The sequence below is a fragment of the Deltaproteobacteria bacterium genome, from assembly GCA_016874775.1.
Taxonomy (GTDB): Bacteria; Desulfobacterota; Binatia; order Bin18; family Bin18; genus VGTJ01.
The window spans coordinates 1-11,985 of sequence record VGTJ01000178.1; the positions used below are offsets into that span (position 1 = coordinate 1).

The window sequence follows — 11,985 nt, forward strand, 5'->3', positions numbered from 1 at the left end:
GCTGGGAAGCCTATGATGAACACCTGCGTCAACGCACCCTTCGCCACCTCAAACGGACCGCCGCCCGGTTGGGGTTCACGCTCCTCCCCCAGCCCGTCTCGGCCTGAGAGTGTGTTTCTGAGCAGTGAAGCGCGGAATCCCTCTGCGAGACCCTTCGTTGCACTCAGGGTGACATCTCGAGGGTATGAATCTTTCGTGGTTTGATTTAGATCAATCCTCCGCCACTCATATTCAGGATCTGTCCCGTGACATATGCTGCCTGCTCAGAAGCAAGGTAGGCACAGGCTTCGGCGATTTCGTCGGCTTTGCCAATGCGTCCGATGGGAATTTGCTTGGCAAAGTTCGCGAGTTCAGCTTCGGTCATATTGGCGAGAATCGGCGTATCGACCAACCCTGGGGCGATGACGTTCACGGTAATGCCATAACGAGCCACTTCAGCGGCCAGTGCCTTAGCAAAGCCGTGTGTACCCGTCTTGGCTGCGGCGATATGCGTCATGTTGGGATAGCCGGTGAGACCCGAGATCGCCGTCACACAAATGATCCGTCCCCACTTCTGGGCGATCATCGACTCGATGACTGCGCGGCAACTATTGAAGGTGCCTTTCAAATCGACATTCAGGACTTCATCCCATTCTTCATCCGTCATTTGTAAAAACATCTGGTGATGAAAAACTCCCGCGTTACTGACCAGAATATCAAGGTGACCAAACTCTTCGCGTGCGCGGTCGACCATCGCCTGCACTTCGGCTGTACTTCCGACATTGGCACGAATGCCTAACGCGCGCTGTCCCACGGCTTCGACTTCGCGAACGACCGCAGCGATTTTCTTTTCATCGCGGCCATTGATGACGACATCTGCACCTTCACGGGCGAATAACAGCGCCGTTGCGCGCCCGATACCGGAACTTGAACCTGTGACTAATGCTGTCCTTCCTCGAAATCGCATAACTCCTCCTCTTTGTATCTTTGCCTGGGCTGGCGCACGCACCACCAAAACCATAAAAGAAGGAAAAGGGAAAGAGGAATCAGGCTATAGACTGCAGACTGTAGGGAGAAAAAGCTCAGGAATGCCTCTGGGCTGCTCCCTATGGCGAGAGTGCCAAATGTTTTTCCCTTTCGCCTGTGGCCTATAGTCTATCGCCTTTTTACTGACTATTTTTTATGTTTCACCCATTACGAATTACTCTTTCCGTAGCGTTTATGACACTGTTACTGCCACAACTGGCGAAAGCTGCAGTTGATCACTCAACCTGGGATACGTTATTGCGTCGTTACGTTGACCAAGACGGACGGGTGGCGTATCGCGATTGGCAAGCCCGCGACCTGCCGACTTTTGCGGCGTATCTGAAGACGTTAGCAGAGACGAAAGTTGAGGGCATGTCTGAGACAGAAGCGAAAGCCTTTTGGATCAACGCTTATAACGCCGTCATTATTCAGGGAGTACTCAACGGCTATACTGCTGAAGGCCTCCTCTCGCGCAAGCGATTGTTTAGCTGGTACTCGATCCTGGTGGCAGGAAAGAAGCGGACCCCCGATGAGATCGAGCATGAGATCCTACGGCCAACGTTTCGTGATCCGCGGATTCATTTTACTATCGTGTGTGCCTCGACGAGTTGTCCGAAACTACGCCCCGAGGCGTATGTTGCCGAGCGACTGGAGCAACAACTGGATGACGCGGCGCGCGAATTTATCAATGATCCCCAGCGGAATCGCTTTGAAGTCGGACGAGTGGCAGTGTCAGCAATCTTCCAGTGGTTTGCACAAGATTTCACCGAACAATCTGGAACAGTCGTCAAATTTCTGCTCCGCTTTGTCGCTGAGGAGAAAAAAGCTATCTTGGAATCGTTTAGTAGAGATCTTCAGTATCTTGAGTATGACTGGACATTGAATGCGCAACCGGGTCAAAGAATATCGTAAGGAGAATTGTATGAAGTTAACAAAAGTTTTTCTGGCAACTCTGCTGGCGACGGGCATTTCTGTGGTGGCCGTCGGAAACTGGGCGAGAGCGGAACAGGGCGCGGAGCAGAAGACAGAAGGAAGTGACACTACTCACGCTAAGCCTGCCTGTTGTATGCACAAGGAAGCGAAAGAGGAAAACCCTCAAGTTCACTCTGGTGCCGCCTGTTGTATGAAAAAGGAGGCGAAGGGAGAGGCCCAGGGGCAAAGTGCCGTGAACGAAACAGGAAGTGATGCTCACGAGTGCAGCCACGACAAGGCACAAGGGGGAGATCGCCACGTCGAGAAGTTAGAAGAGGGAACGCACTAAAAAAGTAACCAGTAGCCAGTTGTCAGCATGAAAGCCTTCTTGTCCGACGTCACGACCGCAGAGATTCAACACGAAAAGAACCGCGCGCGCGAACTCCGCCGTTCTGAGTGGTGGAAACGTAGACGTGCGCCTGGCGTTTGCCACTACTGCCAACAGAAGTTTTTACCAACAGACCTCACAATGGATCATCTTGTGCCTCTCGCGCGCGGCGGGAAGTCGACCAAAGGCAATATCGTCCCTTCATGTAAGGAGTGTAATAGCAAGAAAAAGTACGCGCTGCCGTGGGAAGAGGAGCTTGAAAGTACGGAGTAATTGCTTTCAGAACAATGAGGAACGCAGAATCCAGATCAATGAACAGCGAAGACAAGGCTGAAGGCTTCAGGCCACAGGCTATAGGGACGAATGGGCAGGTTCAGCTCTATAGCCTGTGGCCTATAGCCGGTTTTTGTTCATTGTTATGCCATTGGAAACCCATAGAGCTTGGCCGTGTTATCGTGGACGATTTTGCGCGTGTCGACTTCAGGAATAGATGCGAAATTACTCGCGACCTTCTTACGCGAGAATGGCCAGACGCCTTCGGTGTGAGGATAATCTGATCCCCACATTACGTTCTCGACACCCATCAACTCACGCGTGAGCACCCCTGCACGATCATCTTCAAACGTGGCATAGAACTGTCTGTGAAAATAGGTGCTCGGCGTTTCCGGTAAGCGTGGGTCCATCCAGCCTTTGTGATCGTCCCACCAGTGGTCCATGAATTCTAACGTTGCGCCGATCCAGCCAATGCCGCTTTCGACCAACGCCCATTTGAGTTTCGGGAAGCGTACTGGCGCGCCTCCCCAAATGAGACGTTGCAACGTATCGTTCATCTCAAATTTGACGATGCCGATGATGATGCCGCCAGCTCCTGGTCCATGTGCACGACCGAACGGGTCACGCCCGCCGATGTGCATGCTGGCAACCACGCCCATGTCCTGCATTGCCGCCCACAGTGGATCCCAATCCGGCAAATTGTAGGGACGATCATCAACCCAGGCTGGCAACATGACACTGACTAAGCCTAATTTTGCGCAGCGCTCGGTTTCGGCGACAGCCCATTCGATCGGCCCACGGCAAGGTAACATGCCGACGCCTTTCAGCCGATTTGGATATGGTTTGCAGAATTCAGCTAACCAGTCGTTATATGTGCGGCAACAGGCGTAGAGGTATTCGGCATCTGGGGCGCGGACTAGCGTCAGTCCGACACCAGGATAGATCACTTCACCAGAGACGCCATCGATATCTTGATCTTTTAGGCGCTCGTGCGGGTCCCAGGTGCCTGGGCGGTTATCTGAGTATTTGTAGCCCTTGGGGGCAGGGATCTCCATGCCTTGGGCTTTTAAATCCTGCATCGGTCCTTCGAAGGCGAGAGGTCGCGGTCTGAGACCATCGATGACAATGTAGTCACCAGTTTCATCCAACGCGGCGATACGTGGGGCTTTATCGCGCCACTTCTTGTCCATGCGTGTGGTCCACAAATCTGCAGGCTCAACAATGTGTGAGTCTGACGAGAGCAGACGACCTGTGTACTGTTCGGCCATGAATCCTCCCTGAGGGTAATTAAAAATTAAGAATTAAAAATGAAAAATGAGAAATAGGGTTGCGGCTGAAAGGAATATTCATCTGTATTCTCCCTGCAGCCTACAGCTTGGAGCCTATAGCCTTTTCCTATTCTTCCTTTGGCATTTTTAATTTTTCATTCCGCTCTTATCCGTTGCGCATTTCACTTGTTCCCATCGAAATTTTATTGCACGTACACGAGCCGTATTGATGCAGTTCGATGACATTACCGAACGGATCCTGCACGAAGATTTGATCGGAGTTGGGGCCGACAAGACCTCTGATCTGCCAATGCCACAGGCCGCGATCTTCGAGTTCTTTCTTGGCCGCCTGAATATCTTCGACAGCGAGCGCGACATGCGGCAGGGTTGGATCTTCTTTTTCACTCCGGGCCATTGGGGATTTCCCAGTTGCACCCATGAGGTGAATTTGAGTGGTACGTTCGCCTTGGCCGACATACATCCAGAACCCTGGAATCGTGGGGATATTGGGACGATGCGAGTCGGTGTGCAGACCAAGGACATCGGTATAGAAGTTTCGTGCCTTCTCGACATCTTCTTGTGACGTGCCAATGCGGATTCCGTGGTGATGGAGCTCGACGACTTTAATAGACATAGTGCCCTCCTTACTGGGGTTGCGTGTTTCCGGTAACTTGTCTTGCTATAGCATAGGATTCCGGTGGCGGAGAAGGGTCAGCCGCTACAGTTATCTGTTGTTCTCGTGCAGTATCCGTGTTAGAGGCAAGAGCACCCAAGTGCGGTCTACATTAAGGAGGGGAAATGTTTGGGCCGGTTCGCTACCGTATTGTCGGCCTCATCTTTCTACTGGCACTGATTAACCATATTGATCGTGCCAATATCTCGATCGCGGCTCCCATGATGATGCGTGAGCTGGGATGGAGCGAGCAGCTCTTCGGGGTGATCTTTTCCGCCTTCTTGTGGGGCTACATGGTCATCCAACTTCCTGGTGGATATGTGGCTGACCGCCTCGGCGGCAAGCTCATTCCCTATTTGTGTTTGGGGTGGTCAATTGCCACATTTCTCACGCCGCTCGGCGCTTCTTCATTCTATTTGATGCTGGTGCTCCGATTGCTGGTAGGCGCGTTTGAAGCCCCGATTGTTCCGGCGATGAGCATTGCAAACGCCGCCTGGGTACCGCGGCACGAGTTGGCGCGTGCACAGACGATTATCCCTGCGGCGTTGAACGGTGGCATTATGCTGGGCTATCCGTTAGTGACAGGAGTGAGCGTTGCCTATGGATGGCCGGCAGTCTTTTACTTGTGTGGTGCGGTTGGCGTTGTCTGGGCTTTTATCTGGATGTGGGATGGGCGCGGGACGCCGGAGGAACATCCTTCAGTCTCGCCAGAAGAACTTGCGTATATTCAAGCCGAACGTGTCAAACCAGTCTCTGAACATCACGGCTGGGGGCCGGTGCTTCGCTCGCCAAGAGTATGGGCGTTAGCGATTTCGTACACACTTTGGGTGTATAACATGTGGCTGATGGCGTCGTGGTTGCCTTCTTATTTGGTAAAAGGACGGGGTTTCTCGGACGGCCAGATGGGATACCTCGGGGCTGCGATAACTGGGGCCGCGTTAGTCGGAACGGTTGCTGGAGGATGGGTGTCTGACCTGCTCTTGCGCCGTGGGTTTAGTGCGAATATCGCGCGAAAAAAGATGCCGGTGATTTGTATGCTGATTGGTGCTCCCTTTATGGTTCTTGGCGTGAGTGTCGAGTCTCCGTGGCTGTGTGTCGTGCTCCTGATGTGTGCACGGCTCTTCAATGATTCCGCACTGGCGGGATACATGAGTTTGCCGACGGAGATGAGCCCGCGCCACCTCGGCGCGATCTGGGGCTGTATGAGTACGTTTGGGAGCTTAGCTGGGATGGTTGCGGCGATGCTCGCAGGTTACCAAGTATCATCAACCGGCAACTGGGCGTTACCGTTTTATACAGCGGCAGGGTCGATCCTGTTTGCCGCACTGATTATGGCGTTGGGAGTGTCGGCCGAACCCTTGCGATTTGCCGAGCCTGAGAAGGTCGGAGCTGTCCGACCGGAACCGGTGAAGGGGTGACAATCGATTGTGGATTGTCGATTGTGGAACAGTGAAAAAGTAGTCAGTAGCTAGCATTCAGTAGTCAGTAGCGAGAAAAGACTCACTCGTGCATAGGCGTCCATGCTGACTACTGACTACTCTCCTCTACAATTCTCAATTAGATCACTCCCCGTTCTTTCAATTCTTGTAATCGTGGGCCATCCAATCCTAGCAAGCGGCCATAGATGTCCTCATTGTGGCCACCAAGGGCTGGTGCGGGTTGATCAAACGCGAGCGGAGTGCTCGTCAGTTTGATGGGCATGCCAATCGCTTTTGCGCCGGGAATCGGTCCGTGGAGTGGATGTTCCAGCGGAACGATCATGTCTCGTGCATTGAGATGCTCATCAGTAAGGAGTTCCTCGGGATTCAAGATCGGCCCCGCGGGTACGCCTTGCTCTTGCAGATAGGTCACCGCTTCTTGCACTGTGTACTGCCCAATCCACTCTTGTATGAGTTGGTCAACTTCCTGACGATGGTCGCGTCGATTCTGGATCGTGGCAAAGTGAGGGTGGTTGGCCAGGTCTTCGCGTTTGAGGGCGACGAGCACCTTTGCCCAGTCAGCTTGAGCCGGGGCACAGACTGAAACGTACCCATCTTTTGCGTGATAAACGTTGAATGGTGCACCACCAGTATAGGCGTTTGCCATTCGCTGAGGCGTTTCTCCGGCAGCGAGAAATTCCATGACATCGGGCAATAAGAAGAAGGAGCCATCCTGCATGGCAATATCGACCCAGTCGCCCTCACCAGTGACGTCGCGTTTACGAAGCGCGGAAAGAATACCAATGACCGCAAACAATGGCGTTGTCGTATCGCTAATTGCTGCGCCACAGCGTATGGGAGCACGATCGGCATAGCCAGTAACACTGGAAATACCACTGGCCGCTTGAATAATAGGGTCGTATGCACGCCACTCGCGTCGTGGGCCGCGCTGACCGAATCCAGAGATTGAGCAGAGAACGAGCCGGGGATTCCTTTTTTTCAGGACGGCGTAAGGAAATCCCATCTTCTCTAAGGTGCCAGGAGCATAGTTCTCGACAAGCACATCGGCTTTCTCGCACAGTTGCAAAAACAGCTCTTTTCCTTCCGCGCTGCGAAGATTCAGTGAGACACACTTCTTACTGCGTGAACGATGTAACACGCCGAGGTTGAGGTCATCATCTGTTTGTTTGGTAAAACTTGCGCCCTTCGGTCCGCCATATGGTGGCCGAGAACGATAGACATCTCCCTGGCCAGGGGCTTCGACTTTAATGACCTCTGCACCAAGCCCGCCTAACAGTAACGTACAATATGGACCGGCAAGATACCGCGTCAGGTCGAGTACCACGAGCCCTTGTAAAGGTTTCACGTTTGTCCTCCTCATTCGCTCAGCAATGGCATTGTTAAGTAGCGTACTCTGGCGAGGAAGAGAAGAGTTGCGATTGCGTTATGCGGGTGCGAGGTATTTAGCGACGGGTTGCGACCAGAATGCCACTCAGGACGATGACACCACCGATCAGATGTGGAAGCGTGATAGTCTCGTCAAGAAACACGTAGGCGATCCCGATCGCCATCACTGGCACTAAGTTCAAGAAAATTCCGGCGCGACTCGGGCCAATAGTGGAGACTGCTTCATAAAACCAGAAGTGCGCAAACGTTCCCAAAACGGTCTGATAGGCGATGGCGGCCCATGAGGCCCAACTTGTTTCTGCAAAACGCCACTGTTCGCGTTCGAGTACCACACAGGCGATGATGAGCCAGAATGAACCGGCCATGTAGGAGTAGGTGGTTGCCGCGAGCGGTGAGATGCGCAGCATGAGCTGGCGTCCGTAGATCGTGTAGATTCCCCAACTTACTTGTGTCGCCAAGAGAATCAGATCGCCAAGGTTATACTGACTGTTGGTGACCACATCCCATGAGCCACGAGTGACGATCACGCTAACGCCGATGACAGAGAGCACGATACCCAGGATAGCCTTCTGCTCCAGGCGTTCCTTAAGGAAGATAAGCGAGAGGATGGCAAGCGTCACAGGTGAGGCCGCGTTCAACAATGCGGCATTGGTGACGGTTGTTAATCGCAGGCCATAATAGCTACAACCGACGCCAACGAGATACCCGGTGGCTCCGAGCAAGAGGAAACTGCCGATCACAGGCTGAGTCCAGTGTACCTGATGGGTTGGGTTGCGACCCATATACAACAGCAGCAGACCGGTGCCGAGCGTCAATCGGATCGCACCGATGGTGAGCGGTGGGACACCTTGCAGTGCGATCTTGCCTGTGGGCATCAGTCCGGCCCAGACGAATGTCACCAGGGTTAACAAGAGAAACGCACGAGTCTCGCGGGACACACCCATAAGGAGGGGCAATGTAGCAGAAAGAGAAAGCGGACGAAGGGGGATAATGAGGCTGAGGGAGACAGAAAAATCAAAAGTCAAAATCCAAAAAAGCTGACAATTCGCCACAGCTTTGTTTGTGACGTGCTTTGACTCTGGACTTCGGACTCTGGACTTTTCCTCTTACCAATACTGCCACTGCTCTGTCATTAACACGTAGACCCCGAGAAGGAAGTTTGTCACCGCATGAGCGACAATGCACGAGAAAAGCGACTTGGTGCGGTAGAGGAGCAATGTATACAACAAGCCCGCGACGATTCCAGCAAGCCATTGGTTATGCTCGACTCCGAATAAGACAACAGAAATAGCTACAGCTGACGTGGTCAACGTTCCAATCGGCACTTGGCGAAAGTCCGGGTTCACCAGATAGCGCAAAAGAAATGACCGCCAAAAAAGTTCTTCCATGACGGGAACGACAATCGATGAGCCCAGGAGGCGGATGGCGATCCACGGTAGCGCCAACGACCCCGTCAATTCATACGGATTCACAATTTGTGGTTCGCTGAGCAAGAAATAGCCACCATACAAGGGAATCCACAGTAGAAGGACAAGAACGCCAACCGCGACGGCGAGCCAGGAGAACTCGAACATGATCTCACTGTATGTTTTTCTAAACCACAGGAGTAATGTTCCAGCGACAACTGTCTTGAGAGGATAGATCCACAGGAGACTATTGGGAATCCATCGTGCAAGCTCTGTGAGAAGCAGAAACAAAGCGAACGGAAGCACGTAGGGAACAGCAGGATGTGAAGCTAGTGCAGGCATATAAGTAATATCGTGGGGATAGCCGGAGGGCTTTATTATCAAGAAGGAGGAAAATGTCGCGTGAGTGAAACCTCTTTAACAAAGAGAGAGATGACAGCGCCTGTAGAAAGGCGGTAGAGATAACGAGAGAAAGTAGAGCCCTCATCAACGTTTCTAGAAATACTATTGCGGCGTTGGTGTCGGTGTATGTCTCTCTCCCGGCTTATTGGTGAGTCGTCCGATACCAGGAAGGCGGGTGTCGTCATCTACGATCGTTGCCCCGATCTGGGCATTGCTAAGCGACACCGTATCGTCCAGATTTGCTCCTTGTAGGCGGGTTTGGTGGAGGTTGGCTCCATCAAGGTGAACTTGACGCAGGATCGCGCCACTCAGATCGGCTTCTGCGAGATCTGCGCCACGTAGATCAACGCCTGTCAGAGTGAGGCCTGAAAGATTTGCTTTTCGGAGATTGGCCCCAGCCAGGTTTGCTTTATCGAGGACCGCTTGGCGGAGATCGACCCCACTGAGATCGGCACCGCGTAAATCGGCTTCATGCAGCACTGCTTTGCGCAGATCAGCTCCGCGCAAAATGGCCTTGGAGAGATTGGCGGCGCGAAGGGTCGTCTGGAAAAGAACACTTTCTGTGAGATCAGTTTCACTGAGGTCTGCTTCGCGAAAAATGGCTTCGTTCAAAATCGCTCGGCGCAAAAGGGCCCGAGATAAGATTGTCCCTTGAAGATCGGTGGCCGTTAAATCGGCGTCAATCAAGTTAGCTTGCGTGAGATCCGCGCCACTGAGGTTCGTCGAAAGCAGGCGGGCTTTGGTGAGCGTTGCTTCGCGTAGGTCAGAATCACTAAGCGTGACTCCTTGGATGTCGGCTCCAGTCAGATCTGCGCTATGGAGGCTCGCGCCGCGTAATCGCGTACCCTGAAAATTAGCGCCCGCGAGTTTGGCAAAACTCATATCCGCTGAGCTGAGGTCGACTGCCCCGAATTCATGCCCTTCGAGACTAATCCCGCGCATTTTCAACGACGGGGTGGTGAGGGGCAATCCACCTTTGAAGCCTTGTCCAATGATGCCCAACCCAAAAATCATGGTGGACAGGGCCCAATAGAGCGGCAGGCGCCAGGGATGAGAAGCCCGCTGGCGCCGGACGGTTGCACGGGCATGTTGGTAGAAAAAGGTCGAGAGATAGATTGATGCGGTCAAAAAGAGCAGTAACAACAGACTGAGCAATAAGTCATGGCGAATAAGAGAGCGGTATGTGATCACTGCGAGCGTAAGAGGGAAAAAGCCCCAGGCAAGAAAGGTTGCGACACGATTCCGGAGGTGATCGAAGGAGACGGCTGTCTTTCTTGTGGATGGCGCCATGCCATGTTGCCATTCATCAACCAGCAGGTTGAGGGTCCACGGATAGAGCTTGCGTTGGAGATGCAACCCATCCGGGAAATAGGTGGGTAACTCGGTGATCAGTTCCCACAATTGGGAGAGAGAGAAATGTAGGGAAATAAAACCCAAAAGGCCAAGGAGAGCGACCCCCAAACAGAAGAACCGGACCGAGATGTCGACGTTAAAAATCGGCAGCTTTAAGTTGAAGGTATTGAGGATAAGCTGTGCATCGGATGTTGTTGCCAGGGTCAGAAATGCTAACGCACAGAGACTGATCAGCAACAAGTATCGCCCGCGGGCATTTTTGGATACTTCCTCCACACTTTTGAGCGCTGGCTGAAATTCGTGGAGTGACTGTGGCATGGCGGCGCTGCTGAGTGTTGCCATGCTGAAGTCCGTGCCAGTGACCGTTGCGTCCCGCAGGCCGATCCGCGTAATCGCGTTACTCGTGACAGGATCGGTACTGCGAAGTTTTGCGCCGGTGAAGTCTGCTCTCAAGAGGCTGGCGTCATCAAGATGAGCGCCAATGAGTATCGCTTCGGTAAAATTCGCGTCCGTGAGATCTGCCCCTGTCAGATCCGCGGAATGAACATTCGCGCGTAACGCCGCAACGTTGTGGAGTGTGGCCCCTTTAAGGATGGCTTCACCCAGGTTCCCTTCGGTGAGGTTGGCTTCGGTGAGGTTGGCACGCGTGAGATCAGCTTCGGCTAGATTCGCTTTGCTCAAATTTGTCCGCTTGAGAACACTTTCTGTGAAATCCGCGCCTATGAGTGTCGCCCACGAAAATCCGGCATCCGTGACGTCGGCGCGACTGAGGTCAGCCCCAGTCAGATTCGCGCCGGTGAGATCCGCGCCAGTTAAATTTGCCCCTGCGAGATTCGCGCCAGTCAGGTTCGCTTTACTCAGGTCAGCACCCATGAGATTCGCCCCAACCAGATCACTTCCGGTGAGGTCCGCCCCTGCGAGAATTGCTTTACTCAGATCGGCACGGGTGAGGACGGCGTTCGTGAAGTTCGTTCCTGCAAGATTGGCTTCTGTTAAGTGAGCCATGCCGAGCGGAGCGCGACTCAGACCGGCCTGGCTCAAATCCGGGAGCACTCCGAGGTTGGTGTCTCGCCATTTATTCCAGGAGACAACGCCGGTCTTTAACAGCGCCAGTTGTTCTGCGTTCGCCATGTCTTGCTCACACCTCCGTAGAGTTCCGTACAGCGGGTAGGATGAGCAACCGACTTACCCGGCCCTGTTGGACTCTTCCCGTGCCAAAATGTAGAGAGAGAAAGAGGCGGCGAGTCCCTCCTGTCGCTAGCGTTCCCAGGCGTTGAGGAGCGTAAGCCTGGCCTGGTGCAAAGACGCCTCACGCTGCCTGTTGAAAGTGGACCTGCTTTTCTTCCGCTAGCGTGAGCTGGCGGAAGGCCTGTTGGCGTTGGGCCTGGAGCGACGGCCCCAGGTGCTGCTGGCACCACTGCCGGACTTGTGTGGTAGAAACCGTCGCCAGTGCGTCTCGAATCACTTCGGGTGTAGTGGA

The 11,985-nt window shown here is 53.5% G+C and carries 11 protein-coding genes; 4 read left to right on the plus strand and 7 right to left on the minus strand.

Annotated elements, in window-relative coordinates; translation table 11 throughout:
* Window positions 1-205: 205 nt before the first annotated feature.
* Entirely contained in the window at window positions 206-1,000 is a 795-nt protein-coding gene (locus FJ147_23300) for an SDR family oxidoreductase (protein MBM4258815.1), read from the minus strand.
* Window positions 1,001-1,161: 161 nt separating this feature from the next.
* On the opposite strand from FJ147_23300, the gene FJ147_23305 reads away from it, so the two are divergent.
* Genes FJ147_23305 through FJ147_23315 form a run of 3 tightly spaced genes read left to right on the plus strand, consistent with a single transcriptional unit; the run spans window position 1,162 to window position 2,578 of the window.
* On the plus strand, window positions 1,162-1,917 hold the full coding sequence (locus tag FJ147_23305) for a DUF547 domain-containing protein (GenBank protein ID MBM4258816.1): 756 nt from the start codon (window positions 1,162-1,164) through the stop codon (window positions 1,915-1,917).
* 10 nt (window positions 1,918-1,927) lie between these two features.
* Window positions 1,928-2,266, plus strand: coding sequence for a hypothetical protein (locus FJ147_23310; protein ID MBM4258817.1), 339 nt, complete (start codon window positions 1,928-1,930; stop codon window positions 2,264-2,266).
* Window positions 2,267-2,293: 27 nt separating this feature from the next.
* Window positions 2,294-2,578: an HNH endonuclease gene (locus FJ147_23315; GenBank protein MBM4258818.1), complete on the plus strand. Its 285-nt coding sequence runs from the start codon at window positions 2,294-2,296 to the stop codon at window positions 2,576-2,578.
* A gap of 143 nt (window positions 2,579-2,721) precedes the next feature.
* On the opposite strand, the gene FJ147_23320 is transcribed toward FJ147_23315, so the two are convergent.
* Together FJ147_23320 and FJ147_23325 are read right to left on the minus strand one after the other, a co-directional pair.
* Window positions 2,722-3,846 (minus strand): amidohydrolase, encoded by a 1,125-nt coding sequence (locus tag FJ147_23320; protein ID MBM4258819.1) that lies wholly within the window; start codon window positions 3,844-3,846, stop codon window positions 2,722-2,724.
* A gap of 166 nt (window positions 3,847-4,012) precedes the next feature.
* A complete protein-coding gene (locus FJ147_23325; GenBank protein ID MBM4258820.1) occupies window positions 4,013-4,480 on the minus strand; it encodes a glyoxalase in 468 nt (155 codons plus the stop codon).
* Window positions 4,481-4,644: 164 nt separating this feature from the next.
* On the opposite strand from FJ147_23325, the gene FJ147_23330 reads away from it, so the two are divergent.
* On the plus strand, window positions 4,645-5,937 hold the full coding sequence (locus FJ147_23330; protein ID MBM4258821.1) for an MFS transporter: 1,293 nt from the start codon (window positions 4,645-4,647) through the stop codon (window positions 5,935-5,937).
* A gap of 139 nt (window positions 5,938-6,076) precedes the next feature.
* On the opposite strand, the gene FJ147_23335 is transcribed toward FJ147_23330, so the two are convergent.
* The 4 genes from FJ147_23335 to FJ147_23350 all read right to left on the minus strand — a co-directional run bounded on the left by FJ147_23335 (window position 6,077) and on the right by FJ147_23350 (window position 11,636).
* Window positions 6,077-7,318: a CoA transferase gene (locus FJ147_23335; protein ID MBM4258822.1), complete on the minus strand. Its 1,242-nt coding sequence runs from the start codon at window positions 7,316-7,318 to the stop codon at window positions 6,077-6,079.
* An 82-nt stretch (window positions 7,319-7,400) separates the two neighbouring features.
* Entirely contained in the window at window positions 7,401-8,288 is an 888-nt protein-coding gene (locus tag FJ147_23340) for a DMT family transporter (GenBank protein ID MBM4258823.1), read from the minus strand.
* A gap of 162 nt (window positions 8,289-8,450) precedes the next feature.
* Window positions 8,451-9,092, minus strand: a complete 642-nt coding sequence (locus tag FJ147_23345; protein MBM4258824.1) for a CAAX prenyl protease-related protein — start codon at window positions 9,090-9,092, stop codon at window positions 8,451-8,453.
* A gap of 162 nt (window positions 9,093-9,254) precedes the next feature.
* On the minus strand, window positions 9,255-11,636 hold the full coding sequence (locus FJ147_23350; protein MBM4258825.1) for a pentapeptide repeat-containing protein: 2,382 nt from the start codon (window positions 11,634-11,636) through the stop codon (window positions 9,255-9,257).
* Window positions 11,637-11,985: the final 349 nt, after the last annotated feature.